General features: G+C 50.8%; 23 protein-coding genes and 1 tRNA gene. 13 read left to right on the top strand and 11 right to left on the bottom strand.

Annotated features, from left to right (window positions below; translation table 11 throughout):
- Positions 1 to 77 precede the first annotated feature (77 nt).
- Positions 78 to 1,370, top strand: a complete 1,293-nt coding sequence (locus tag GS601_RS10280; protein WP_162423195.1) for a sensor histidine kinase — start codon at positions 78 to 80, stop codon at positions 1,368 to 1,370.
- On the opposite strand, the gene dusB is transcribed toward GS601_RS10280, so the two are convergent.
- Positions 1,367 to 2,422, bottom strand: coding sequence for a tRNA dihydrouridine synthase DusB (dusB, locus tag GS601_RS10275; protein WP_162423194.1), 1,056 nt, complete (start codon positions 2,420 to 2,422; stop codon positions 1,367 to 1,369). The two genes, GS601_RS10280 and dusB, sit on opposite strands and share 4 nt — an antisense overlap.
- A 755-nt stretch (positions 2,423 to 3,177) precedes the next feature.
- Here dusB and GS601_RS10270 point away from each other — a divergent pair.
- The 8 genes from GS601_RS10270 (at position 3,178) to GS601_RS10235 (ending at position 12,817) form a co-directional block, all read left to right on the top strand.
- Entirely contained in the window at positions 3,178 to 4,218 is a 1,041-nt protein-coding gene (locus GS601_RS10270) for a glycosyltransferase family 2 protein (protein ID WP_162423193.1), read from the top strand.
- 61 nt (positions 4,219 to 4,279) lie between these two features.
- Positions 4,280 to 5,782 (top strand): NAD(P)/FAD-dependent oxidoreductase, encoded by a 1,503-nt coding sequence (locus tag GS601_RS10265; RefSeq protein WP_162423192.1) that lies wholly within the window; start codon positions 4,280 to 4,282, stop codon positions 5,780 to 5,782.
- A gap of 101 nt (positions 5,783 to 5,883) precedes the next feature.
- The gene (locus GS601_RS10260; RefSeq protein ID WP_162423191.1) at positions 5,884 to 6,942 is read left to right on the top strand and encodes a glycosyltransferase family 2 protein; all 1,059 of its coding nucleotides are present in this window, start codon (positions 5,884 to 5,886) and stop codon (positions 6,940 to 6,942) included.
- Positions 6,943 to 6,945: 3 nt separating this feature from the next.
- Positions 6,946 to 8,151, top strand: coding sequence for a glycosyltransferase family 4 protein (locus tag GS601_RS10255; protein WP_162423190.1), 1,206 nt, complete (start codon positions 6,946 to 6,948; stop codon positions 8,149 to 8,151).
- Complete coding sequence (locus GS601_RS10250; RefSeq protein ID WP_162423189.1) at positions 8,142 to 9,680, top strand: lipopolysaccharide biosynthesis protein; 1,539 nt, start codon at positions 8,142 to 8,144, stop codon at positions 9,678 to 9,680. Before GS601_RS10255 ends, GS601_RS10250 begins: the two co-directional genes overlap by 10 nt.
- Before the next feature lie 68 nt (positions 9,681 to 9,748).
- A complete protein-coding gene (locus tag GS601_RS10245; protein ID WP_162423188.1) occupies positions 9,749 to 10,612 on the top strand; it encodes a glycosyltransferase in 864 nt (287 codons plus the stop codon).
- Between the two features lie 26 nt (positions 10,613 to 10,638).
- A complete protein-coding gene (locus GS601_RS10240) occupies positions 10,639 to 11,613 on the top strand; it encodes a glycosyltransferase family 2 protein (RefSeq protein ID WP_162423187.1) in 975 nt (324 codons plus the stop codon).
- Complete coding sequence (locus tag GS601_RS10235) at positions 11,603 to 12,817, top strand: hypothetical protein (protein ID WP_162423186.1); 1,215 nt, start codon at positions 11,603 to 11,605, stop codon at positions 12,815 to 12,817. Before GS601_RS10240 ends, GS601_RS10235 begins: the two co-directional genes overlap by 11 nt.
- Here GS601_RS10235 and GS601_RS10230 read toward each other — a convergent pair.
- The 3 genes from GS601_RS10230 to psbZ all read right to left on the bottom strand — a co-directional run bounded on the left by GS601_RS10230 (position 12,805) and on the right by psbZ (position 15,394).
- Complete coding sequence (locus tag GS601_RS10230) at positions 12,805 to 13,821, bottom strand: TOBE-like domain-containing protein (RefSeq protein WP_162423185.1); 1,017 nt, start codon at positions 13,819 to 13,821, stop codon at positions 12,805 to 12,807. The two genes, GS601_RS10235 and GS601_RS10230, sit on opposite strands and share 13 nt — an antisense overlap.
- Positions 13,822 to 14,277: 456 nt before the next feature.
- Positions 14,278 to 14,871 carry a 6,7-dimethyl-8-ribityllumazine synthase gene (ribH, locus tag GS601_RS10225; RefSeq protein ID WP_162423184.1) on the bottom strand — a complete coding sequence of 198 codons (594 nt, stop codon included), beginning with the start codon at positions 14,869 to 14,871 and terminating at the stop codon, positions 14,278 to 14,280.
- A 334-nt stretch (positions 14,872 to 15,205) separates the two neighbouring features.
- Complete coding sequence (psbZ, locus tag GS601_RS10220) at positions 15,206 to 15,394, bottom strand: photosystem II reaction center protein PsbZ (protein ID WP_162423183.1); 189 nt, start codon at positions 15,392 to 15,394, stop codon at positions 15,206 to 15,208.
- Between the two features lie 86 nt (positions 15,395 to 15,480).
- On the opposite strand from psbZ, the gene GS601_RS10215 reads away from it, so the two are divergent.
- Both GS601_RS10215 and hisIE read left to right on the top strand, forming a co-directional pair.
- Positions 15,481 to 18,270 (top strand): CBS domain-containing protein, encoded by a 2,790-nt coding sequence (locus GS601_RS10215; protein WP_338017009.1) that lies wholly within the window; start codon positions 15,481 to 15,483, stop codon positions 18,268 to 18,270.
- A gap of 23 nt (positions 18,271 to 18,293) precedes the next feature.
- Positions 18,294 to 18,941, top strand: a complete 648-nt coding sequence (hisIE, locus tag GS601_RS10210) for a bifunctional phosphoribosyl-AMP cyclohydrolase/phosphoribosyl-ATP diphosphatase HisIE (protein ID WP_162423182.1) — start codon at positions 18,294 to 18,296, stop codon at positions 18,939 to 18,941.
- A 33-nt stretch (positions 18,942 to 18,974) separates the two neighbouring features.
- Here the strand turns inward: hisIE and GS601_RS10205 are convergent, their stop codons facing one another.
- From GS601_RS10205 to GS601_RS10175, 7 genes are all read right to left on the bottom strand, one after another.
- Complete coding sequence (locus GS601_RS10205) at positions 18,975 to 20,375, bottom strand: cytochrome c biogenesis protein (protein ID WP_162423181.1); 1,401 nt, start codon at positions 20,373 to 20,375, stop codon at positions 18,975 to 18,977.
- 23 nt (positions 20,376 to 20,398) lie between these two features.
- Positions 20,399 to 21,136: a cytochrome c biogenesis protein CcdA gene (locus GS601_RS10200; RefSeq protein WP_162423180.1), complete on the bottom strand. Its 738-nt coding sequence runs from the start codon at positions 21,134 to 21,136 to the stop codon at positions 20,399 to 20,401.
- 31 nt (positions 21,137 to 21,167) lie between these two features.
- Positions 21,168 to 22,370, bottom strand: coding sequence for an ATP-binding cassette domain-containing protein (locus tag GS601_RS10195; RefSeq protein ID WP_162423179.1), 1,203 nt, complete (start codon positions 22,368 to 22,370; stop codon positions 21,168 to 21,170).
- A 140-nt stretch (positions 22,371 to 22,510) separates the two neighbouring features.
- A complete protein-coding gene (locus GS601_RS10190; RefSeq protein WP_162423178.1) occupies positions 22,511 to 22,687 on the bottom strand; it encodes a hypothetical protein in 177 nt (58 codons plus the stop codon).
- A gap of 126 nt (positions 22,688 to 22,813) precedes the next feature.
- A tRNA-Arg gene (locus tag GS601_RS10185) sits at positions 22,814 to 22,887 on the bottom strand.
- A 115-nt stretch (positions 22,888 to 23,002) separates the two neighbouring features.
- Positions 23,003 to 24,124 (bottom strand): tocopherol cyclase family protein, encoded by a 1,122-nt coding sequence (locus GS601_RS10180; RefSeq protein WP_162423177.1) that lies wholly within the window; start codon positions 24,122 to 24,124, stop codon positions 23,003 to 23,005.
- Positions 24,099 to 24,407, bottom strand: coding sequence for a DUF6464 family protein (locus tag GS601_RS10175; RefSeq protein ID WP_162423176.1), 309 nt, complete (start codon positions 24,405 to 24,407; stop codon positions 24,099 to 24,101). The genes GS601_RS10180 and GS601_RS10175 overlap by 26 nt, the downstream gene beginning before the upstream one ends.
- A gap of 278 nt (positions 24,408 to 24,685) precedes the next feature.
- Between GS601_RS10175 and GS601_RS10170 the strand changes: the two genes are divergently transcribed.
- Together GS601_RS10170 and GS601_RS10165 are read left to right on the top strand one after the other, a co-directional pair.
- On the top strand, positions 24,686 to 25,120 hold the full coding sequence (locus tag GS601_RS10170) for a hypothetical protein (RefSeq protein WP_162423175.1): 435 nt from the start codon (positions 24,686 to 24,688) through the stop codon (positions 25,118 to 25,120).
- A gap of 181 nt (positions 25,121 to 25,301) precedes the next feature.
- On the top strand, positions 25,302 to 26,666 hold the full coding sequence (locus GS601_RS10165) for a radical SAM/SPASM domain-containing protein (protein ID WP_202924999.1): 1,365 nt from the start codon (positions 25,302 to 25,304) through the stop codon (positions 26,664 to 26,666).
- Positions 26,667 to 26,744 lie beyond the last annotated feature (78 nt).

The following is a 26,744-nucleotide window of genomic DNA, read 5'->3' as shown; positions in this document are numbered from 1 at the left end:
TCCAACGGTCTGAAATAGCATCAGCCTGCCATCTCAAGGAATAATAGAGACTAGACCCTGACTTGATTCCACCCCGGATGTTTCAAACGACCCGTCGCCGCCTTGCGCTGTGGTACACGACCATTACAGCAATTCTGCTGCTCGTCTTTGCTAGTGGATTTTATTTCTATGTTCGCAGCACCTTGATCGAACGCATCGATGACACATTGGATCATGTGATAGAAGTGGTGGAGCGATCACTCGTGATTCAACCCGATGGAACTCACCTCCGCGTCAATGTTGAAGAAAGCTTTCGGGATAATGCGATCGCATTAGAAGACGATCACATTGATTTGGAATGGATTAGCCCCACCGGAGAAACGCTATGGTCTACCTTCGCAGAGCCGCTTTTTGTGCCGTTGCATGTCAACAGCACGGGCGAAACGGTTCATGTTTCTGCAACGCAACTCCTTCGGCAGGTGACGCGGCGTGTTGAAATCGGTCGGCAAGTGCTGGGCTATTTGCGCGTCAGTCATCCTTGGTTTGAAGTCACAAAACCAGTCCGTCAACTCGTGGTCGATCTCAGTATTGGAACCACCGTGATGATTGCTATTGTTGCTGCGATCGGGTGGTTTCTTTCAGGGCTGGCAATGCAACCTATTCGAGAATCGTATCAACGCTTAAAACAATTTACCGCCGACGCCTCCCACGAGTTGAGAAACCCGATTGCGATCATTCAAACCAATGTTCAAGTTGCCCTTGCTGATCCACATCCCGAACCGCAATCTCAACGCCATCATCTACAGGTTGTAGAACGTCTCACACGACGCTTGGGGAAACTAGTAGATGATTTGTTATTTCTCGCTAGACAAGATAGCGGTATTGTTCAGCCGTATTGGACTTTGGCAGATTTGAGTGATTTGTTGGCAGAAGTGTTAGAAGAGCAAGAAACGGCGGCTGATGAAAAAGCGATCGCGCTTTCCCTTACCTTTGATGACGATGAGGATCTGATGATGCAGTGCGATCGCGATCAGCTATCTCGGTTGTTTACAAATCTGATCAGCAACGCAGTGCAGTATACGCCCAAACATGGAAACGTTTCGCTAGCTTTAACCCGTCTAAAGCGCTCTAACGGTTCTGCCTTACAAGTCAAAGTTACCGATACTGGAATTGGAATTTCCGAAGAAACATTGCCAAAGTTATTCGATCGATTTTACCGGGTTGACCCAGCCAGAACAAAAGCAACGGGTGGATCGGGATTAGGACTTGCGATCGCCCAAGCCATCGTAGAAAATCACCACGGACAAATCCAAATCGAAAGCAAAGTGAAACAAGGGACAACACTAACGGTAACGCTACCGCAAACGCCTCAAGACCCACCAGAACGCTAGGATAGTGCTACGAGTTCGGGTTCTGCTACGTCTTGCCAACCCGATTGATTGAGCCGAGCAATTGCTGCATCGATCAACTCTAGCCCTTGATGAACGTTTTCAATCACGCTCAACTGTCCGCGCAACTCTGCCGCGCCCATAAAACCTTTGGAATACCACGTCATATGTTTGCGCGCTTGCCGAACGCCGCGATCGCCCTTATATTCCCACAGCATTTGCAAATGCTCACGGGCACACTCTAACCGCTCAACAGGCGTTAGCGGCGGCTTTTCTTCCCCGGTTTTCAGAAAGTGATCAATCTCGCCCACCAAAAATGGATAGCCCAACGTGCCCCGAGAACACATGATGCCATCGGCTCCGGTTAGCTCTAAACATTTCACAGCCGCTTCGACCGAGAAAATATCGCCATTTCCAATCACTGGAATCGAGAGAATTTCTTTGACTTTGGCAATCCATTCCCACTTGGCAGAGCCGTTATAGCCTTGGGCACGAGTCCGCCCATGCACGGTGATCATTTTTGCGCCTGCATCTTCCATGCGCCGCGCAAAGTCGAGAATGTTGATTTCTTTATCCGTCCAGCCGATGCGGGTTTTAACCGTGACCGGAACCTCGACCGCTTTCACCACCGATCGCACAATTTCTTCGGCTAACTCAGGCTGGCGCAGCAATGACGAGCCGCCTCCGTTTTTGGTGATTTTATTCACCGGACAGCCCATGTTGATGTCTACCGTATCGGCTCCTTCGGCAACCGCTTTTTGTGCCGCTTCAGCCAAAAAATCGGGACGGCAATCAAATAGCTGAATGCTGATCGGGCGCTCATTGGGATCGACTTCCATGATGATGGGAAGCTGTTTAACATAATGCAAACCAGTTGCATTAACCATTTCGGTATACATCATCGAGTCAGGGGCATAGCGTCGCACCAACCGCCGAAATACTAAGTCTGTCACTCCAGATAACGGAGATTGCAACACGCGGCTGTTTACCTCGACGTGCCCAATCTTCAACGGTTGGGAGAGGCGAATTTGAAGTTCGGGCGAGAGCGCAACCATAGCAAACGTTGGGGAATCGAAGTTTTCTAGACTCCATCATTTTACTCGGACTTGCCTTGCGATCGCGCGATTTGAAACGGATAACGCTCTAGGTTCACCCTTTCGTACTTCGCCCAAGCACAGCACACCCATATCATGGTAAATTTGCAAGTACACAAAGCTGCCTTTCCGATCCCTACCAAAAGACTGAATTAGCGCCTCAGATGGTATGATAACCCTCACAATGCTTCATCCCTCAACCTTGGCAGACACCTAGTAGGAATATAGATTCAGTGCTGTGCAAGCAATAAGAAAGATCACATAGATTAGGTCGCATGGGTTGTCTCTACCGTCATCTATCACGAGACTGATTCTCAGTTGAAAGAAATATTCTTGTATCCATTAAGGGGCATTTGATACTCTCTTGTGAGACATAATTCACCCTAGCTTTGCATTTCTTGCAGGCACTATGAGAAATGTGAAGACCTTATAAATGTAGGATGCTTTCGGTTTGAATATTTAGACCTGTAACTTAGCATCCATAGATATACGGACATCTTTAATATTTCTGAACCATAGAGGTGTAATTTTCCCTCGTATAACTACTGCCTAGCGTCGTTTGAGGGATTTTCACCCCTCTGCGCCATGGCTAGAGATTGAAATTTTCACCCTGCCAGTTATCTCACCATACCGGGATGGGTGTCCCGATTTGAACTAACGTTGCATCGCCAGAGACCTACCTTAGCTGTTTATCGCCTGTCGGAGACTCAGTTGTAATGAGTTCAATCCTAGAAACGTCTTCTCTAGAACGTCTGACGATCTCGATCGTGATTCCTGTGCACAACGGAGGAGCAAGTTTTCGCAAGTGCCTATCTCATCTCAAGCGCTTTGTTCCGCAATCTACTGAAATTATTATCGTCGTCGATGGTGGCACAGACGACTCTGCACAACTCGCCCAAGCATCCGGAGCAACCGTCCTTCAATTTCCAACCGCTAGTGGACCTGCACGGGCACGCAATATTGGTGCAAATGCTGCCCATGGCGATATTTTATTTTTTGTGGATGCAGATGTGACAATTGGGGCAGATACCCTAGATCAGGTAATATCCACGTTTGAGCAGCACTCTGAAATCGCTGCTCTGATCGGTTCCTACGACGATACTCCAGGCGCATCCAACTTTTTATCGCAATACAAAAACCTATTCCATCATCATACCCATCAGACTGGGTGCGATGATGCGTCTACCTTCTGGGGTGCATGCGGTGCTATTCGCCGAGAGGTGTTTTTGGCGATCGGCGGGTTTGACGAGTCGTACCGCGATCCCTCGGTGGAAGATATCGAGTTGGGCTACCGGCTTAAGCGGGCAGGCTACAAAATTCGGCTCTGCAAGACGGTGCAGGTCAAGCACCTCAAGCACTGGAAACCTGTTTCGCTGTTGAGAGCGGAAATTTTTTATCGGGCGATTCCTTGGACTGAGCTACTGTGGCGCGATCGCCAGTTTAATAATGACCTCAACCTCAAAACCTCTAGCCGGGCTAGCTTGCTGCTGACCTACGGGTTGTTAATTGCGCTCACAACAGCGTGGTGGCAGGGGTGGGCGCTTGCGATCGCGGTTAGTTTTGGGGTGCTTCTACTGCTGATGAACCAGTCCGTCTACCGCTTCTTTTACCAAAAGCGAGGCGGTTGGTTTACGTTGGGTGTCATTTTTTGGCACTGGCTCTACTTTTTCTATGGCGGGATTGCTTTTGCAATTGGCACAGGGCGCTATTTTTTGAGCAAGCGTAAAGTGCCCCAAAGACGCTTTTCTCAAGCTTGATTTTGAGTTGATAAACCGCTTTGAAACCCATTAGCAATAATGGATCGACTTGGAGAAAAACATGAATCCACCAAATAAAACCCATCACCCAGTTGTCATTTTGGGTGCAGGTCCGGCAGGTCTAACCGCTGGCTATGAGCTTCTCAAGCAAGGCATCCAAACCGTTGTGTTAGAACAGGCGGACAAAGTGGGAGGGATTTCCCGCACCGAAACCTACAAAGGCTACCGATTCGACATTGGCGGTCATCGTTTTTTCACGAAAGTGCCGGAAGTTCAGCAAATCTGGCAGGAAATTCTCAAAGATGAGTTTATTAAAGTTCCCCGAATGTCGCGCATCTACTACGGTGGGAACTTCTACGATTATCCACTTTCCATTGTCAACACACTGTCAAACCTGGGAATTATTCCTAGTGTTTTGATCCTGCTTAGCTACCTAAAAGCAAGGTTCAAAGCCAAGCTAAACCCCGATTCTGAGCCAGAAACATTTGAAGAATGGGTCACCGATCGCTTCGGAGCACGCCTGTACAGAACCTTTTTCAAAACCTATACCGAGAAAGTTTGGGGCATTCCCTGCAACAAGATTCGGGCAGATTGGGCAGCCCAACGCATTCAGGGTCTGTCGCTCAAAAAAGCCGTGATCAATGCGCTGTTTGGCAGCAACAACACCAAAACTTTGATCAAAGAGTTCGACTATCCCCGGTTGGGACCGGGCATGATGTGGGAGCGCGCTCAGGAAATTTTAGAACAACATGGTTCCCCCGTTCATCTCGATACGAGCGTTACCCGGATTGAGCGATCGGGAACCCAAATCACCAAAATTATTGCTGAACGCGGAGAAGAAACGTTAGAGCTAACGGGCGATCAGTTTATCTCTAGTTTGCCCGTGACGGCTCTAGTGATGAAGCTCGATCCTCCTGCCCCTGCCCATGTGCTAGAAGCCGCCAGTGGGCTAAAGTATCGCGATTTTCTGATCGTGTCTCTGGTGATCAACCAAGCCGACCTATTCCCTGACAACTGGCTGTATATTCATAGCCCGGAGTTTAAAGTTGGGCGCATCCAAAACTTCAAAAATTGGAGTCCAGAAATGGTTCCCGATCTGCAAAAGACCTGTTTAGGCATGGAATACTTTTGTAATCGGGGCGATGCCTTGTGGGGGCTATCCGACAAGGCGTTGATCGATCTCGCAAGTCGTGAAATTGTTGAATTAGGCTTGGTGAACAACCCTCAAGACATTGAAGATGGGGTTGTGATTCGTCAACTAAAAGCGTATCCCGTTTACGACGGTGAATATCGTCAACATTTGCAAGTGCTTCAGGATTACCTCAAAACCTTTGACAATCTGCAAACAGTCGGTCGTAATGGAATGCACCGCTACAATAACCAAGATCATTCGATGCTAACAGCAATGCTAGCAGCTAGAAATGTTTTAGGTGAAAACCATGATTTGTGGAATGTCAATGTTGAGCGCTCCTATCATGAAGAGTTTACTAAAGATGAATGGACAAGTGCAAAATCGCTAACTCCAGTGCGATTGAGTTTAGAACCGTCTAAGATCACTACCTGATGAGACAGAGCTTATGTTAGACAGAGCTTATGTAAATTAGAAATGTTTATGTGGGCTCTATTGCATTGTAAATCTTGTAAGTGAAGGTAAATAAACTCCCGATGGTTACTCCACAAATTACGATCGTCGTTGTTCCAAGAGAGCGATTTAGCTATACTCGCGAATCGCTTGACAGCATTTATGAATATACAACCTTACCGTTTAACTTAGTGTATGTCGATGGCAATTCTCCGTCGCAAGTGCAGCAGTACCTACAAGCGCAATCTCAGGAGAAAGGCTTTCAACTGATTCGGACAGACTATTACCTGTATCCCAACCGAGCTAGGAACCTGGGATTAGCGCAAGTAGAAACGCCGTATGTGGTCTTCCTGGATAACGATGTGATTGTTTCACCCGGTTGGTTGGAGGCACTAGTTCAGTGTGCCGAAGAAACGGGTGCAACGATCGTAGGACCGCTCGTTTGTCATGAAGAACCTGTGCATGAGATTGTCCATTGTGCTGGGGGCGAAACCCATGTCAACGTAGATGTGAAGGGTAGACGACGGCTACGGGAAAAGATGTATAAACAAGGACACAAAGTTGCTGCGGTGTTGCCTAAAATGCAGCGAACTCAAACAGAGCTTTGTGAATTTCACTGTATGTTAGTTCGCACTGACATTTTTGATCGTCTCGGTTTTCTCGATGAAACGCTGCTAAATTCTAAGGAACACTTAGATTTTTGCATGAGTGTCATCCAAGCTAACGGCACTGTCTACTTTGAGCCTGCCAGCATTCTCACTTATGTTCCTGGTGCACCTTTGCACTGGACGGATTATCACTTCTACATGCTGCGCTGGAGTGATGCTTGGGAGACGAGCAGCCTGAGCCGGTTACGCGAAAAGTGGGATCTTGCAGAAGATGGCTACTTTCAGCACAAGTACAAGATTATGGGCTGGCGACGGAAGAATGCCATCATTCGCCCTTTGGCGCAAAATCTGGTGTTTGGTCTGCACGGCACCTTGTTGGAGAAAGCGTTCGTTTTTGGTTTAGCCAAAGCCGAAAAACTGCTCAATCGTTATCTCACCAGTCGCTATGTTAGCAGCGAACACAAGCGTCAACCGACTCCCCTCGTTTTGTCGCCTAAGATTCGAGAGATCGCAGTTTCACAAGGACAACGGTAGTGCATGAAAATTTTGCTGGTCAACGATATTGGCACTGCAACGGGAGGTGCAGAAATTCAAATGCTTTCGCTTCGTCAAGATTTGCGCGATCGGGGGCATGACGCTCGCCTGTTAACGAGCCGGTTGACTCCGGTTGCGGGTTGCCCCGTCTTAGCAGACTATGAATGCTTCGGCATCGATACCCGTTTGCAAGTGCTAACTCAAACGGTTAATCCTTCCGCTTATCTGAGCCTACGCCAGATTCTGCAAGACTTTCAGCCCGATATTGTGCATGTACGTATCTTCATGGGGCAACTGTCGCCTTTAATCTTGCCGTTGCTACGTAGTATTCCTTGCCTTTATCAAGCGGCAATGTACCGGGCAATTTGCCCGAAGGGAACCAAAACTCTTCTAGATGGTCGGTCTTGCGAAGATACTGCTGGAATTGCTTGTTTACGCCATCAATGTATGACGCTGCAATCGTGGGGGATGTTGATGGTACAGCGGCAGCTTTGGCTACAATGGCGAAATGTCTTCGATCGGGTGGTCGCGCTTAGTGAGGGCATGAAAGCCAAGCTAGAAGCTGAAGGGATTGCTCCGATTGAGGTTGTGTATAATGGCGTTCCAAACCGACCGATGCGATCGCGCTTGAGTGAGCCGCCAACCGTTGCTTTCGCTGGGCGCTTGGTGTCCGAGAAAGGCGTTAGCGTGTTGATAAAAGCGTTTGCGCGAGTTCAGGCGCACCTCCCCACTGCTCGTTTGGTGATTGCAGGTCAAGGTGACGAAGCCGATGAGTTGCGATCGCTTGCCTCCTCCTTGGGTATTGCTCACCACGTTGTGTGGCTTGGGCATGTGCCTCGTGATGAGATGGAGCGCTATTTTGAATCAGCATGGGTGCAGGTTGTGCCGTCGCTATGGGAAGAGCCATTTGGCAACGTCACCACTGAAGCAATGATGCGAGGAACGGCGGTGATTGCGAGTGCTGTAGGGGCACAGCCAGAGATTATCCAGCAGGGCATCACTGGTTTCTTAGTCCCGCCAAATCAGGTCGATGCGTTATCAGATGCCTTATTAAACGTGTTGCAAAACCGTGACTTGGCAGAGCGAATGGGCGAGGCGGGGCATCAGCGATCGCAGACACATTTTAGTGAAGATCGCCGAACAGAGCGGTTTCTAGAACTTTACCAACAGATTCGGGCACAGTACGACTCCCAACTGGCATGGACTTAGACTCTAAACCGCTACTCGATCTTGATCGACACATCCGCACCGATGAGGTAGGAGCAAATCTGGAGCGGCGATCGCTTCAGTCTGGCTTAACGACGATCGCCGCGCAGCCGATCAAACTGGCGATCGGAGTTGGCTCTACGGCTATTCTGGCTCGTCTGCTGACGCCTGCCGACTTTGGGCTAGTTGCGATGGCGGCTCCCTTGCTGGCATTTGTTGATAGTTTGACCAATTTTGGTCTAGAAACGGTGACCATTCAACGCAGCCAGTTGGATCATCAACAAACGAGTGCGATTTTCTGGCTATCGCTGAGGATCAACAGCGTTGTGATTGGCGGCATGATGGCGATGGCTCCGGTGATGGCTTGGTTTTACCAGGAACCCGAACTCGTCGGTATTACCCTGGCAATGGCAATTGGCGTTTTCAGCGTTTGTCTGACGTCTCAGCATCAAGCGTTGCTCAGACGACAACTAAAATTTGAAGTTGTGACGGTGCTCGAAGTGAGCGCCCTAGGCGCTGGGGCTATGATTGCGATCGCGGCAGCTTGGATCGGCTGGGGCTATTGGGCATTGGTGCTGCAAGTCGTGGTGATGCAGGTCATCCAGAGCTTCGCCAGTTGGCAAGTGTGCGGTTGGCGACCGGTTAGGGTGATCAAGACCCCAGAGCTAGATGCCAATTTACGATCGATGATGTCCTATGGCGGTCACCTGACTGGGTTTCGGTTTATCAGCCGACTGGGCAACCAGCTAGATCGCATTTTGATCGGCTACTTCAGTAATGCCAGTGCTCTGGGCTTGTATCATGTCGCCTATCGGTGGGCATATTTCTCGTTTGAGCAAATTTATAACCCATTGTTTAATGTTGCGGTCTCTAGCCTCAGCCGCGCTCAGCATGACCCGCAACTCTACCGAAGGTATTGCCGCCAAGGATTAACTCCGATTTTCTCGGTGTGTATGCCCCTGCTGACGTTTTCGTTTATCGAAGCGCAGACATTGATTCTTCTGCTCCTCGGAAACCAGTGGTTAGAGGCAGTTCCCCTGTTTCGGTTGCTGACGCTCGCGGTCTTTGTGGGCAGTATGCATCGCGTGACCAAGTGGCTCTATGTCTCGATTGGTCAAACTCAGCGTCAGTTTCGCTGGGGTCTGCTTCATTCGTCTGTCATGATTGTTGCCGTCTCGATTGGCGCACACTGGGGTGCTTTTGGGGTGGCAATGGGCTATACGATCGCCATCTGTCTGCTGACGTTGCCATCAGTTACGTTTTGTCTTAAGACCTCACCACTCTCGCTAGGCGACTTTTTAGGAGTGGTGTGGAGACCCGCCCTCGGATCGGTGCTGGCGGGGTTGATACTGTTTTCAAGTCGCTTTCTGTTACCGAATTTGGATAATGCGATCGTTGATGCAGCCGTTAAATTTATCATCTTTGGAGTTGCTTATCTTTCGATCTGGATCAGCTTTCCTGGCGGTCGTCAAACGGCAGCAAGAGCGCTGCAAATGTTCAAGAAACTGCGCTCAAAGCAGCGCGATTCTTAGCGTGGTGTGTGGATGTTGAAGCGCATCTTTTAGAAACCAAATTTTTTAGAGACCAAAAAGGAGAATGTGTGAGCCGACCTCTACTCAGCATCATTATCCCAACTCACAATCGCCCTGATTTGCTGCGTCGCGCCGTTGGGAGTGCCCTTGCCCAAACCATCGAGGATTTGGAAGTGTTGGTCGTAGATGATGCCTCGACTCAACCGATTGAATTGCCTCCTGATCCCCGGCTCAAGCTCATTCGGTTAGAAAAGTCGCGGGGCGGAGCGGGGGCACGAAATGTTGGCACTGAGGCAGCGCAGGGGCGTTGGATCACCTATCTCGATGACGACGATCGACTCTTGCCCCCCATGGTCGAGACCTCACTGGCGGCGCTTAATAAGGCAACGCTGCCTGCCCCGGTCGGCGTTATCTCTGGGATCGAACTTGTTGATCCAACCGATCGGGTCATTCGTAAATTGTTGCCGCCTCCCCAACGGTTGCAAGGCGCTCATTTCGCTTTAGAAGAGTTAGAGGAAGGCTGTTCGTACAATACAAAACAGACTTTGGTCGTGGAGCGGGAGGTGATTTTGCAAATTGGTGGTTGGGATGAAACCTTTCGATCGCGGGTGCATTCCGAGCTTTTCTTGCGGCTCAATCCGGTTTGCTCGATTCTGGGGTTGCCGGTTGTGAGCTATCAACTCTCGGTTCACGAAGGGGCAAGAGTCTCTACCAATCCAGAACTCCGCCAAGCGAGTTTTAGACAACTCTTGGAGAAACATCACACCCTATTTGAAGCGCATCCAAAAATGTTTGCAAACTTTGTGTACGAACATGCTTACACGTCCTACAAAATGGGTCAAATGGGGGCTGCGTTTCTAAATGTGTGCTGGGCACTGAGACTTCACCCCAGTCATACGCTGAGTCGGTTCTACCATCTGTTTGCGAATTGATGATCTCATTACGGTTTTGAACGCTTATGCAACCCGAATCGATTCTGTTCTCTATTGTGATTCCAACCTACAACCGCCCAGAGCGATTGGCAACCTGTTTGCAGTCGCTCGTGGAACTTGACTATCGCCGCGATCGCTTTGAGGTGATCGTTGTTAATGATGGCAGCACGGTAGACCTTGAATCGGTGGTTTTGCCCGTGCAGCAGCAGTTGAACCTGACACTGATCACGCAAGCCAATGCTGGACCTGCCACCGCCCGCAACACAGGCGCGACGGCAGCCAAGGGCAGGTTTCTGATCTTTACCGATGATGACTGTGTGCTGCTGCCCCAGCATTTAACGACGTTAGAAGCGCGATTTGCGGAAACGCCAGACGGCTTAATCGGCGGTCGAACCCTGAATGCTTTGCCAAATAACCTTTGCTCGACGGCTAGCCAGCTTTTGATTGATTATCTCTACGACTACTTCAATACCGACATCACGGGATCGAGCTTTTTTGCGTCGAACAACTTTGCTATGCCGAGCGATCGCTTCCGGGTGCTGGGCGGATTTGACACCAGCTTTCCGTTAGCTGCTGGCGAAGACCGAGAGTTTTGCGATCGCTGGTTGTTTCACGGCTATGCCATGCGCTACGCCTCAGATGTGCAGATCTATCATGCTCACAACCTAACGGTGAAATCGTTCTGGCGACAGCACTTTAACTATGGTCGTGGTGCGTTTTGTTTTCGGCAAGTGCGAGAGCAGCGATCGCACCATCAAACCACTCCAGATCCCATCCAGGTCGAACCCCTGCGGTTTTATGTTGACCTGGTGACCTACCCCTTTTCTCGCTCATCTCAGCACGCTATTCCATTAACAATTTTGCTTTTCTTATCCCAGGTTGCTAACGTTGCTGGTTTTTTCTGGGCGCGATCGCAGCATCACCGAAGGCAACAGAGTTTGATTCCATCTTCTACTCAGCATTCGGAGCTAGCCAAAGAGGGAGGTCAACATGGCGATTGATGCTCGATTAAAAAAACTATCACCTGCCATCTTTCTTTTCGTGATCACGCTGTTTTACAGCGGATTGTTGGTTCGGCTCAATTACCTGCGATCGCCGCTTTGGCAAGATGAAGTCTTCTTTTGGAAAACCAGCCTTCAGTTTAGCCATAGCCTCATTCCGAACCTCAATCAATTGAGAAACTATGAAGAACTCAATACCCCGCTGCCTTTTATTGTGTTTGGCGCTCTGGAATATCTGTTTAAAGATGGTGTTTTTCTAGGTCGTTTATTTAACTTTTTACTATCGTTGATCATGATCTGCATGATTGGCTTTTCTACTCGCAAGCGCGGCATCGATCCGCCCTTGGCAGCGTGTGGTCTCTTGCTTTCTCCCTATTATTTGTGGTTGAGTGGTCATATTTATACTGATATTTTGGCTTCGTTTTTTGTCTTTTTAGGCTTCTGGTTTTACACGCAAAATCGCCTGATCTTCAGCAGCGTTGCCTTTGTGTTGGCGATCGCGTCGCGCCAATATATGGTGGCATTCCCGGTTGCGATCGCAATGTTTGAATTGTTTGCCCTGCTCAAACCGATGGTGCAGAAAAATTGCTTCAAACTGCGTGATGTCATGCATATTCGCTGGGTTGCGCCTTCGATTGCCGCCGCGTCGATCGGGGTTTGGTTTTGGCTGTTTAACGGTCTAGCCCCTGCGCCTGCCTTCTCAACCCGGCTTGCTCCAGATGTCCAGCGAAATTTGTGGGCACTGACCCCCAATAGCGGACTTTTCTTTTTGGCGGTTGTGGGGTTGTGTTTTGTGCTGCCAGAAGTGATTTTTTTTCCACGGCGCAGTTTGCCACAGCGATTGTTGCGTTGGCAAAAACCCTATCTTTACATCGCGATCGGGCTACTGCTGCTGTTTCTGGTGTTTCCGCCTGCTCTCAAAGCGAGCGGAATTTTGATTAAAATCGCCAATGTGCTTCCGGCATATCCGTTAAAAATTGCGCTATTTTACGGGCTTGCCTTGTGTACGTGTTTGCGATTCGCGAGAATCAATCTAGCGTTTTGGATCTTGTTGTGCAACACGCTGCTGATGATGAAAGCTTACCCTTGGGATCGGTATGCTCTGCCATTGATCGTTGTGTTTTGGTATCTCAGAGCAATTGGTGTTTTGGATAAAGTAGAGCGCGATCCGCAGCCCGTTACCACTGCCCCTCAGATCGAGTAATAGAGCGGAAATGACTTGGCATCTTTGGGTTTAATGTATACCCGCTGCTCAGGCACTAATCGCAGTTCATCAAAGCGATCGCGCGTTAGGTGAGCCGTCACAACCTGCCCATCATCTAGGGATAATTCTGCTTGCACCTCCCAACCTAAATGAATCAGCCGACTCACTCTCGCCTCAACCGTGTTGCCATTGGGAGACGTGTCGATCACCACATCTTGAGGGCGCAAAAACATCTCTGGATGGGCAGAATCAAACCCATTGTTCTGGAAGATATTAGATGAACTCGGCAGCACGTTCACCGGACCAATAAAACTCATCACAAACGCAGTAGCAGGATGATCGTAAATGTTGGCAGGGGTGCCGATCTGCTCGACTTTGCCTTTATTCATAACGACCAGTTCATCCGATACTTCCATGGCTTCTTCTTGGTCATGCGTCACAAATACGGTCGTGACATGCACTTCGTCATGCAGTTGTCTTAGCCATGCCCGCAGATCTTTGCGAACTTTGGCATCAAGTGCGCCAAACGGCTCATCGAGCAAGAGAACCTGAGGTTCTACGGCGAGTGCCCGCGCTAAGGCAACCCGTTGCCGTTGCCCCCCAGAAAGTTGAGAGGGGTAGCGATCGCCAAGCCCAGTCAGTTGCACCAACTCCAGCAGTTCATCCACTCGTGTTTTGACGTGGCGCGCAGATGCCTTGCGAATTTCTAGCCCAAATGCAATGTTTTTTCGTACGCTCAAATGCTTAAACAGCGCATAGTGCTGAAACACAAATCCGATATTGCGCTCTTGCACCCCGCGATGAGTGGCATCTTCTCCAGTCAGCCAAATTTTGCCCGAATCTGGCATCTCTAACCCTGCGATTAATCGCAGCAAGGTGGATTTGCCCGACCCCGATGGCCCTAGTAATGCCACGAGAGAGCCACTCTTGATGTCTAGCGAAACCTGATCAAGGGCTTGAAAACTGCCAAACTGCTTGGAAACGTCTTGAACTGAGATGCCCACAGCGACCTCTTGGGGGTGAAGGATAAATGAGGAGAAACGGAGGAGGAAAACAAAACTTCCTTAATCTCCGAATTCTCGATAAGGTTACTGTAGTTTTATAGCATAGACTGGGGAATAGTTTTCGCGCAGATGGGATTCTGACCTTCTAAAGCAGCTTGGTCAGGAGGTTGCTACGGATTGAACTGATGGATTGAACTTATACCAAATTAATCTGTAAATGCTACAGACCTGCGACCTCCCCCAACCCCTCTTGAGTCAGGAGAGGAGCCGGAAAGTCCCTCTTTACCAAGGGGGATGCCGTAGGCAGGGGGGTCGAGGATCTGTCGCAGTGAACAATCAATTTGGTATTATGGATTGACAAAGACACCCGGTTGAACGTCGGCAAAATTTAGGACAGCTACCCTGTTTACGTAAGATTAGCTGTCCCGATTGAGCAGATTTTTAGAACCCTGATTTTCAGTGAGTTTGACTAGAGGCATCAGAAGCATGGACGGCGGCAGGAAGCACAGAATGCCCTACCGGAGCGATCGTAGGATTCGTAACTGGTGTGCCTGCATAGTGGTTGGGCGTCGTCCCCTTAACCTGGCGCATCAGACTTGCCATTTCTAGCGCGCTCATGCCATATTCCCACCCCAGGTTGCTCTTGATGCCCGCCCGCTCTAACGCTTGCTGCATCGTATCGGTCGTCAACACGCCAAAAACCACGGGCACACCTGTCTGAAACCCAGCCGCTGCGATGCCCTTAGACACCTCAGCCGAGACATACTCAAAGTGGGGTGTTTGCCCTTTGATAACGGCTCCTAGGCAAATGACGGCATTATAGCGCTCAGACAGAGCCAACTGACGAGCCACCATTGGCAACTCAAATGCGCCCGGAACCCAGGCATAATCGACCTGAGTTCCGTGAGGGTTGACGTCAATTCCGTGCCGTTTTAGGCAGTCTTGACAGCCTTCTAAGAGTTTTCCGGTTACTAAGTCATTGAAGCGACCGATGACGATCGCAAAACGCAATCCATCGGTCTGTGAGAATGTTCCTTCAAAAATAGCCATTGTTTAATCTGAGTATCAACACAAGTCACAGCTACAGCCCAAACCGATTATCTCGACAGGTTTTTGGTTCACCCTTGAGAACCTGCCTCAGGATATTTACCTAAATCTAGCGGCATCTCTTAGCGTTGAATAGGATTAATACAGCTTACTTATTTGGGCTTCACATTCTGTAGGGAAAAGTTTAAGAAAACTTATCCGTGACAGTACGGAGACACCGAGAGATGCTGGGGGTGAGACAGAATGTTTCTTCCCCAGCAACCGTAAATCTACAGACCTGTTCTAGCCAACCCGTCTAAATCACCAGGTCTAAATCACCAGGTCTAAATCACCAGGTCTAAATTACGAGATAGTTGAGCACTCCGACTGTGATCACCAAGATAAACCAAACTCCTGAACCAAGCAGAATTAATCGCTTGGATTGATCCCAGTTGCTTGGTGAAGCGTAGGCAACAGGAACGCCAATCACCATAACAAACGAAAAGAGAACCAGCGCGGCTAATGCAATTTGAAATAAGATCGACATTTCCTTCTCCCTAAACAGCAAATTAAATCCAGTTACGGCAGTTATTTAAACTGCGATTTCACTAGCTCACTAGTAACTTATCAGAAATGATGGACTTGATTCTATGCCATACCACAGCAGATTTTGACACGCTCGGTGCTGCTGTTGGTGTGAGCCGCCTGCGTCCGGGATCGCGAATTGTTCTTTCTGGGGGCGCACATCCTGCGGTGCGGGACTTTTTGGCGCTGCACCGTGATGAATATCCCCTGGTTGAAGCGCGATCGATCAATCCTGATTTGATCCAAACGATTGTGCTGGTAGACGCTCAGACCCGCGATCGCATCGGCAGTACTGCAAAATGGCTCGATCGCCCAAATATTGACATTATTATTTACGACCATCATCCCGCCTCAAGCAGCGATATTTCTGCTACGGAGACGTATTTTGATGCCGTGGGCGCGATCACAACCTTGATTACAGAACTGTTGCAGCAGCAGCAGGTTTCGCTGACGCCCAGCGAGGCGACGGTCATGGCACTTGGGATTCATGCCGATACCGGATCGCTAACCTACGATCACACGACGGCGCGGGATGCGGCAGCCTTGGCGTGGCTAATGACTCAAGGGGTGAGCTTGAGCGCGATCGCACAATACGTTGATCCGGGGCTGTCTCCCCAATTGCAAGAACTTTTGAGCCAAGCCCTAGAAACCTTGCGCTCAGAAACAATCTACGGGCAAGCGATCGCATCGGTGCTGCTTACCACCCCAGACTATGTGCCGGGGCTGTCCAGCCTTGCATCGCGGCTGATGGAGTTGACGGGCATGGATGCGCTATTTTTAGCCCATCACTACTGTCGGGGTGCGGTGTGTGCTGAGGGCGGCAATGCCGAGAGTGGCAATGTGCTGACGGTGATTGCGCGATCGCAAATTGCTAGAACCAACCTCAACACCCTGCTTCAGCCGTTTGGGGGTGGGGGGCACGCTAAAGCTGCCGCCTTGACGCGGCGAGAAACCCAACCTCAACCTCTGTTCACTGAGATTTTGGCTCAGTTCAAGCAGCAAATTCCGCCACCACCGATCGCCCGCGATCTGATGTCGTCTCCGGTCAGAACAATCCGACCGGAAACCACGATCGCTGAAGCCCAACGGATTCTCCTGCGCTATGGTCATTCTGGCTTATCTGTGGTCGATGCTGAGGCTCAGCTAGTGGGCATGATTTCTCGCCGCGATCTAGATATTGCGCTGCATCATGGCTTTTCTCATGCCCCTGTGAAAGGCTACATGAGCACTAAGTTGAAAACGATTACTCCTGAAACGCCGTTGCCACAAATCGAATCATTGATGGTGACCTATGATATTGGTCGGCTGCCGGTGCTCAAGGATCAAGCCCTCGTCGGCATTGTGACTCGAACAGATGTGTTGCGGCAGGTGCACGCGGCGGCTTATGAAACCTCTGACCTGCCTGAGCGTGACCCCAATCCCACCGTCAAGGCGGCTCAAACTGCCCGGCTCGATCGCGCCCGATTGGCTTTGCCCTTGCAAAATATTCTAGCGATCGCAGCGCAGCAAGCCGAACAGCGCGGCTGGCATTTGTACTTGGTTGGTGGCGGCGTTCGGGATCTTTTACTTGCCGACCCCGATCAGCCTGTGACGTTGAATGACCTCGATTTGGTGGTAGATGGCTTTCACCAGTCTGCGGATGTGGGAGCCGGGGTAGAATTGGCGCGATCGCTGCAAGCCCTCTACCCCCACGCGCGATTAGATATCCACGGCAAATTTCAAACGGCGGCACTGCTGTGGCACAACGACCCCGACCTCGACTCGCTGTGGATCGACATCGCCACGGCTCGCACCGAGTTCTATCCCTATCCTGCCGCCAACCCAGAAGTCGAGGCGAGTTCGATCCGCCAAGATCTCTACCGTCGAGATTTCACGATCAACGCCCTGGCGCTGCGGCTGACTCAGCCTCGTGCCAATGAATTGCTCGACTTTTTTGGCGGTTTGTTAGACCTGCGCTCAAAGCAAATTTGCGTCTTGCACAGCAATAGTTTTATCGAAGATCCCACCCGAATTTTTAGAGCCGTGCGGTTTGCGGTACGACTGGGCTTTGAAATTGAGCCGCAAACCGCAGACTTCATTCGATATGCGGTTAGCACAACGTGCAGAGCGAGGGATGCCTGTTTGGGGGAGTCAGGTCGGGTGGTTGCGCCTGCCTTGCAAACTCGTCTCAAAGCCGAACTGAAATATATTCTGCAAGCCCCTGACTGGAAACCAGCCCTCAAGCAACTGTCAGACTTAGGCGCGCTAAGCTGCCTTCATCCCACGTTAGCCCTAGATGCCGAATTATGGCAGCAGTTGCGGCTGGTCGATCGCTGGCTCCGCCGGTTTGATCCGCAGCAGATGTTTCCCCACTGGCAACTGCTGCTAGACGTTCTCTTGGCTCGTTTAGCCCCTCTAGAACGCGGATTTGTTGCTCAGACGCTCCAGCTTCCGAAGGACAGTATTACTCGGCTCACCACGCTATCTCAGGTGCAAGAGCAGTTAACAGAAGCCCTACCCAAGGCACCCCGACCTAGCCAAGTTGTTCAACTGCTCAAGCCTTATGATGTGCCGATGTTGATGCTTGTAGCGGTGCGATCCTCCGAACGATCGCACCGCCAACAAATCTGGAAATATCTCACCCGTTGGTCACAGATAAAAGCGCCGCTCGATGGGCATGATTTGAAGCGATTGGGTTACAAACAAGGTCGGCAGTTTAAACAGATATTGGAGCGTCTGTTGGCGGCAACCTTAGATGGAGAATTTGGAGATGGAGAATTTGGAGAGCGCGGCGGATCTGATGCTGCCAGTCGCGCCCGTGCCGAACGCTATTTAGCGGAACATTACCCTCTAAAATAATGAATGCAGCATGGCACAATTCTATGTCTTCTTCCGAATCCCTTTCCTCTCGATCAATTCCGGTTGAGACCATCAAATACGACGATCGCGGCTTAGTGCCTGCCATTGTGCAAGACTACCTCGATGGCACCGTGCTGATGATGGCATGGATGAACCACGACGCCTTGCAAAAAACGTTAGAAACGGGGACAACCTGGTTTTGGAGCCGATCGCGGCAAGCATTTTGGAACAAAGGCGCAACCTCAGGGCATACCCAAACGGTGAAAGCGATTCGCTACGACTGTGATAGCGATGCGCTGTTGGTGACGGTAGAGCAACGGGGCGATATTGCCTGTCATACGGGAGAGCGCAGTTGCTTTCACCAAGTCAACGGCAGCATCACACCGCCGCCTGCGGATACGTTGTCACAGGTGTTTTCGGTGATCTGCGATCGCAGAGATACCCCCAGCGAAGGATCTTACACGCGCACGCTGTTGGATGGGGGTGATAACAAGATTCTCAAAAAAATTGGGGAAGAAGCCGCCGAAGTGGTGATGGCGTGCAAAGACGATGACGCCGCCGCGATCGCGGGAGAAGCTGCCGATTTGTTCTATCACACCCTCGTTGCGATCGCCCATCACCATGTAGACCTCAAAGCCGTCTACCGCAAGCTGCAAGACCGCAGACGCTAATCGTTACTCTAAGGGGGGAGGCATGACAACCCCTCAAACGCTCGCCAGTTGATCGTCTGACGATCGCGCCTCAACGTCCTGCCGATCTAGCTGATCCAACAGGCTAAGAAACTCCCGCTCAAACACCACTTGAGCGCGATTAGTTTTGCCGCCCACATACAGCGCTCCCTCGTGCTGCAACGCCCAGATCTGCGAGTGAGAAACGTAGCTCATCACCACACCTACCATCAGCAAGCCAAAGCCGAGGTAAACCACGGGAATCCCCGGATCAGCTTTAATTTGCAGCCCAGTGCTGCCGATAATATCTGCGATCGCAACTTTAACCCCATGAATCTCGACAGACATGCCCTTTCGGACGGTGGAAATCAGCTTGCCTTGCATGTCGTAGACCAACAACAACCCCTGCATGTCTCGTGCAATCAGGGAAACTCCGTCGCTTAGGTCAGGCTTGAGCGGGAGAAATGTCCCCCAAATTCTGCCGCCGAGGGAGTCTAGTTTTGCCATCGGCAACTGCAAGAGCGGGCTGTTGTTGAGTTTCAGTCGCACCGCCGCGATCGACCAGTCGGCTTGGTAGAGGGTCACGCCGTTATATTGCAGCGGCTTGTTCACATGGATCGTTTGCCGATCAATCGTCTGCCCGTCTTTGTCCAACACTGACAGCGTGGAATAAAACTGATCAATTTCGCCCGATGGCAAATAGTCGATCCAAAACCGATCCACCTTGACTGACCAATCTTGAAGCACAGACAGATTGGCAAATGGGCCGCCATCGGTGACATTTTTGATGTGGAAGGTTTCCCCGCTCGGAACGATTTCTTGGGCAATAAAGCCCGTCATCGCACCGATCATGCCCCCCAGCAAGATCACCAGCATTCCGACATGCACCACAATTGGTCCAATTCTGCCCACGATGCCCTTGTGGGCATAGAGTTTCTCGCCGTCTTGAAAAATCTTGTAACGACGCTGTTTGAGCAACGGCATCAGGTCTGCGATCGCGGCAACCCCAGCAGAACCGTTCGCAGAAGGCTGGAATTCGGCGCTGAGGGCAAACTTTTGAAACTGGCGGGGCTGGCTGTAAAAGTTCCACGTCCGCGAAAACCAGCGCAGGGCTGGCAACTGGCGTGAGAAGGTGCAGGTTGTTAGACTTGTGCCAAACAAAATCAGCAGCGACAGATACCACCAAGTTCGGTAGACATGATCCAAGCCTGCGGCAAGCAGCACTTTCCAGGTCAGAAAGCCAAATAGGGCAGGGTGTTCGGGGTAATTGGCTTGATAGAATGCTAGCGATTGACCTTGCTCAATCACGGTTCCGGCAATGCTGAAGAGGGCGATCGCTAACAGCAGCGCGATCGCCAGGCGCAAATCTGCCAACAGGGGCACAATTTCTTTCTTAAAATACCGCTTAGGCGCAGCCATCCAAGTCTTCATGGTCATTTATGCTTCACTGAGCAATGGGCTTAACTGAGCCGTCCAAATCTCGATAACAGCGAGAAGACGCCAAATCCGATCAACAAGGCTCCACTGGTGGGGGTAATCCAAGCCGACCACCGCCGCATCTCCAGCAGCTTCTTGATCGACGCGGTAAACGTTCCTGCCACAATCAGGGGGGCAACGTAGCCTGCGGTATAGCACAGCAGCAGGGTTCCCCCCAAAACGGGATCTTTTGTAGAGCCGATCCAGGCGAGCAATGTGGCTAAAACCGGGGTGCTGCATGGCGAAGCGACCAAGCCAAACGTGACGCCTAAAAGATACGATCGCACCGTTGCCGGTAACTCTTTAGAAATCCAGTCGGTGCCCCCAAACGAGGGTAACGGAAACGGCAAGGCGTTCATCAGGTTTAAGCCCATGACGATCGCGATCAGGCTTACCACTATCGGCAACCCCAGCCCAATCTGCCCATACACTTTTCCAAACAGCGTCGCGGCAATCCCCAATCCTGCCAGGGTGGTTGCCAATCCGAGGGAAAACCACGTCGATTGAATCGCCCCTTGCCAGCGCTGCTGCGTCTCGTAGCCCCCGATATAGCCGATGGTGATGGGCAACATCGACAAGGTACACGGCGTCAAGCTGGTGAGCAACCCTGCGGCAAAAATCACACCCACACTAACGGGCGTCACATGTTCTAACTGCTGAGAGACCAACTGGTTGGCAAACTGAGCCAACTCATACAGAGACGTTTGAACGGTTTCTAACATGACTCAAGTGTTACGCAAGTTAACGCGTCTCTCATATTGTATCGGCTCTGAGGGCGACTCCTGTGTCCCTGTCAAAGACCTGAATCTGTTCTGGGCTAATCGACAGCCACAACGGTTCTCCCAATTTAACCGCGCGATCGGGTTCGGTTCTCACTTGCATTGCGTCAGAGCCATCGCTGAGCCTGACCGAGAGATAGGTTTCACTCCCCAAGGCTTCTACCAGATCAACCTTCACCGGAATTGCCTGATCCGACGGGGGGCTAAGGCTCAGATGCTCCGGGCGAATGCCCAAGGTTACCATTTGCCCATCGTAAGGCTTTAGCACGGGTTCCCACGCTTGAGGCAGGGTCAGGCGAAAGAGGGCGTGGTGCAGCACCGACGGGGCGCGCACCTGCACGGGCAGAAAGTTCATCGGCGGCGATCCGATGAATTCTGCGACGAAGCGGTTAGCAGGGCGCTTGTACAGTTCGAGTGGGGTGGCGAGTTGTTGAATTTGTCCGGCATTCATCACGGCGATGCGATCGCCCATGGTCATCGCTTCGGTTTGGTCGTGGGTGACATAAATTGTGGTGGTTCCCAGTTGCCGTTGCAGTTTCACAATTTGGGCGCGGGTTTCTGCCCGTAGCTTGGCATCGAGGTTGGAAAGCGGTTCATCCATCAAAAACACCTGTGGGTTGCGTGCCATCGCCCGACCCAAGGCAACGCGCTGCTTTTGCCCTCCTGAAAGCTGTTTTGGCAGCCGCTTGAGCAATGGCTCAATTTGCAGCATTTGCGCCACGAGTTTGACCCGATCGCGCACTGCCCGTTCGCGATCGCTGAGATATTGCAGACGGGGCGGCAGGTTGCGGGTGGCTCCGACCAGTAGATTATCCGTCCAACTGGCGGCTTGACCGGCAAGCTGGGTGCGCCGCAAGCCAAAGGCGAGGTTGTCGTAAACGCTCATGTGGGGATAGAGGGCATAGTTTTGAAACACCATGGCGATGTCTCGTTCTTTGGGCGGCAGGTCGTTAACAACGCGATCGCTGACCCGAATGGTGCCAGCACTCAGGTCTTCGAGTCCGGCGATCAGCCGCAGCAGCGTACTTTTGCCGCAGCCCGACGGACCTACCAGCACCATAAATTCCCCATCTTCGATCAGCAAATTGATGGAGCGTAAAACGGCAGATTTTTCACTATGATCCGGTGTGCCCTTCTGATAGGTTTTGTAGATCTGTTCGAGAACGACTTGAGCCACGATTCCCCCGAAAGTGTGCGATTTTTGAAAGCTGGTTTTAGAGGGCTGGTTGAAGAACTCCCCTGTGTTTTCGTAAATGCAGTTTATCGTATCGAAAATCAACCCTTTAGGAGTCGTTACGAATTGTTTAATGCGGCGGTTTAAGCTGCGATCGCGCTTTGGATGCAGGTGGGGATCTCCACGGCAGCGATCGCGGGTTTATCGCTGCATGGTTTATCACTGCAATTTAATACCACAGTGCCTAGAATATTGGGATTGACCTTGGGCTGTGGTGTGACGACTGCCAAGGTCGCCGACATGAAAGCGGCCCCTGCCATTTGGGTCTGATTGCTTGTACTATTCTTTGTACTCCCCCATCCCTTAAAAGAATATAGTCTCTAAAACGCTCTGCTAGAAAGAATCTCAGAGACTAGAGCTTTTAGTATGTTTTCTAGTGAATCTAACGGGACTGGCGGGACTCGAACCCTCGACCTACCGCTTAGGAGGCGGTCGCTCTATCCAACTGAGCTACAGCCCCAAACCTGTCGAAATTATGATAGCAAACTTAGAAAGACGGGACGTTTTTTCACTGCTCTAGTGATGAAGTAGATGGGAAATCGCTTGATTACGAACTTCTGGTCACTGCCTTTCGCTCACTGACTTCTACCGCACCCAGACGCCCAAATTTCGTTCCACGGTCCGCCGCCTGTTTCTAAACCGCAGAGCGAACTTTTTGCTTGGAGAATGAGTTGGTAGCCGCGATCCTCTGGAGCTTTGCTTCGCAAATCGTGCACTTCTACTGTAACGTCTCCCCGCATCGTGTCACGGCAAGCAAACGCTAACCCATCTAACGTTGGCGCACGCAGAGGAGTTCCTGGCAAGTTGGTTGTGCCTCTGACAATGACGGTGTAATCATCGCTTTTGGCGCTCATCTCCCAAAATCCCCAGGGTTGCATTACCCAGTTAATTTCAGAATTCCAGGGAACAAATTCGTAAAATTTGCCCCGGTAGTGAATCCCGATCATCGCGACCGACTCCATCCACCACAAGACGCCTCGCCGTCCGCCGCCTGCGGTTAATGCTAGATCGGGTTCGTTGTCAAAGGCATTGCAGTTTAGCCAAAACCATTTTGTCGGAAAGGCTCCACCCCAGTTTTTCTCGCTATAAGCGGGAGCGTTGGTAAAGTCATATCGCTTCCCATTCCAGTTGATGTAACCCGTAGCGTATCCATGAGCCATTAACACTTGCCATCCGGGTTCAAAAATCTGTAAAGAGGAGAGGAAACCAGCGGTCGATTGTTGAGGCTGATCGGCGTTACCCCACCCATAAATGGGCTGAATGGAGTACTGCCATTCTGCAAGGTTGCCGTTTGGTTCTCTTAGTTTGCCTTGATGCCAGGTTGCGATCGCTTGATAACCTTCATCAACGGTGCGATCGAACTCTTCGGGAGAAAGAAGGTGTGGAATTTGGGTATCAGCAGAACGCCAATGACCTAGCGCTAATTGATCCTTGGCTGCCCAAAAAAGGGAGACATCTGGAAACGTGCGGCAGAGATATTCGTCATTTGCGCCGAGAATCTGAGCCGCGCCGCCACTGTAAGGCTGACCACCGATCGGGTCTTCGATCGAGTACATAAACGCAAAGGTTTGAGCGCATTCTGGCAGCGTGACGCGATAATACCAGCCCTCGAAAAAGCGGCGGGTTGACCCATCCCAGTGATAGCCACTGTGGGGCGTTTGCAGCAGGGCATTAAGAGATTTGGATGGTTGATTCATAGTGGTGGCAAGACTCACAGGGACCTGTAGGATTGATGGCACAGCGAATGTAAGGCGATCGCGCGTTGTGGCGGCAAGAAAAATCGCCGATTAAGGCACCAATTCCTTCGACGTATTGATAGTCGTGAGGCAACGAGAGCAACCGTTGCAGTTGGCGTCTTTCGGCGGCGGCCATAGCCGCTTGAAGCCGTTCTTGTGCTCTTAGTTCCATCCGATGGCGGAGAAAGAACGTCAGCACCGGGGGAATAATTCCGATCGCAAGAATCAAAAGAATTTCCAGCATAAATTCATTGTGCTAGATCAGCGCGATCGCTGTCTTGTTCCTGTCGTTTATTTTTCGGTAAAAATTCTTTTTTGAGCAAATTACCCGTGTGGGTATCCCTGCGATCGCGGTTTATCTTCAACAATTAAGTCATCAGAGAAACATCGAATGAAACGTCTGAAATTCCCTTCAGCTTTGCCTTTTGTTGCTAAGTAAAGGTAACTCAACGGGGAGTAACGATGAGTCATTGGATGACATTGCTCTGTTTAGTAAGCACTCATCATTTTAAGGAGAAATTCATGGCTACGAACAAATTAGGTTTAGGTCAAGTCAAGTTTGTGCTCGGTCTAGTCGCCATGACTGGCTTTGCCGCGATCTCACCCTCTGCTGAGGCTACACCCGTTTCTAGCTCAATGGGTCATCTTCTCAGTCAAGCCAATCTCAGCCTTGATGCTTCTTCTTCGTTGCGGCACAGCCCAATGTTGGAAAAACTGCCTACGCTGAAAAAAGGCACCGTCACCTGTGATGGCGGCGGCAGTACTAACACAGGCGGCTGTGCGGCTAGCCCGATTCCTGGACTTGAAACTCGCGGCATCGAAAAGTTACCCGGCTTGAAAAAAGGCTCCGTCATGTGTGATGGCGGCGGCAGCATCAACACGGGCGGCTGCGCGGCTAGCCCAATTCCCGGTGGGTCAGAGGTGATTTACCCGGTACAGCAACGGCTTCAGCGCTAAGCCGAGCAAACCCCGATGAACACGGCGGCAGTGCAGCGGCAGTGCAAGTGCGATCGCGGTTAGGTTCGTCTGAATCCCTAGTTAGTCCCTTCTCTCCGCTGGGGGAGAAGGGAAACCAGACTGCACGCATCGATTGGTTGATGGCACATTCACGTTTTGATTAAATCGCGAGGAAGACTCAATGACTCTGAAACTGTCTCGATATCACGTTGTAACTCAACCTTTTTTTGATGAAATTGGAACGCAGTTTAAGCGAGTTCTATTTGCAACCCGCACCTCAAACGTGTGTGCGATCGACGACGCAAGCTGGACTTTGTTAGAAACAGGAGCGTTCGAGCAACTCTCGCAAGACATGGTGGCAGATCTGGTGGAAATGGAACTTTTGGTGCCATCTAGCGAAGACGAACTGATGACCATCCTCGATCGCAATGACGCTGCTTCGCAAGACGATGACACACTCTTTTTCAGCGTTCAGCCTACTGCCATGTGTCAGCTTGGCTGCCATTATTGTGGGCAAGAACACCGAAACAAACAAATGAGTGATATCGATCAAGAGCGGTTGCTAGAACGCGCCCGTACTAAGCTTTCCGAGCGGCAGTTTCGCACCTTTGGGGTCACTTGGTTTGGCGCAGAACCCTTAATTGGCTTGCCCGTCATTCGCAATCTAGCACCCAAGTTTCGCGCCTTGGCAGAAGAGTTTGGCTGCGTGTACGAATCAAAAATGGTAACAAACGGACTTGCCTTAACCGAGGCAGTTGCCACCGAGCTAGTCCAAGAGTTTGATGTGAGATTGCTCGAAATTACCATCGATGGCTTGGCAGAGTTTCACGATGCTCGGCGCATGCAAAAATCGGGAATGCCAACGTTTGAGAAAATTTTTGCTAATACAGTTGCAGTGGCTCGTCGCACAGATCTTGATGTTTATGTTAGCGTTCGCTGTAATGTTGATGCTCAGAATTATGAATCTGTTACGCCACTGTTATTAAAGTTTGCAGAAGAAGGGGTGCAAGACCGAATCAATTTCTATGTCGCCCCGATTCATTCTTGGGGAAATGATGCTCACACCCGTTCTCTCTCTGCCGATGAGTTTGCCGCGTGGGAAATCCAGTGGATGAGCGAAAAAATCGAGCTAGGATTCTCAACAAAATTAATTCCGGCTCGGCAACCGATCACCTGCATGGCGACCCGTCCTCATTCTGAATTAGTTGACGCCGATGGCTTGGTGTATAACTGCACTGAAGTATCCTACGTGCCGGCTTACGGAACGCCAAACGAGTATGCGATCGAGCATCTTAACGGTCAATCCATGTCTGGCACGCGCGATCGCTTAGGCGATTTTACCCAGCGTGTGCGACGGGGTGAGTTTAACTGTCCATCTTGCCGAATGCTACCGGTGTGCGGCGGAGCCTGCCCCAAAGCTTGGCAAGAAGGCTTGGAACCGTGCCCCAGTGCAAAGCGCAATATCGAGCAGCGATTGCTGCTAAGCTACGCCGTCTCTCGGATCGAGCAACAGAACACCGTTAATGCAGAGGCGCTACTGGCTTAAGATGACGTGAGTTCGACGAACGGAAGGTAGCGCAAAAAGAAAGCTGAGACTACGTTTGAAAGAGTTGTAAAATTCCTT

Source organism: Myxacorys almedinensis A (assembly GCF_010091945.1).
Classification (GTDB): domain Bacteria; phylum Cyanobacteriota; class Cyanobacteriia; order Leptolyngbyales; family Leptolyngbyaceae; genus Myxacorys; species Myxacorys almedinensis.
The sequence above is the reverse complement of the archived record's forward strand: the minus strand, read 5'-3'. Positions and strand labels throughout refer to the sequence as shown.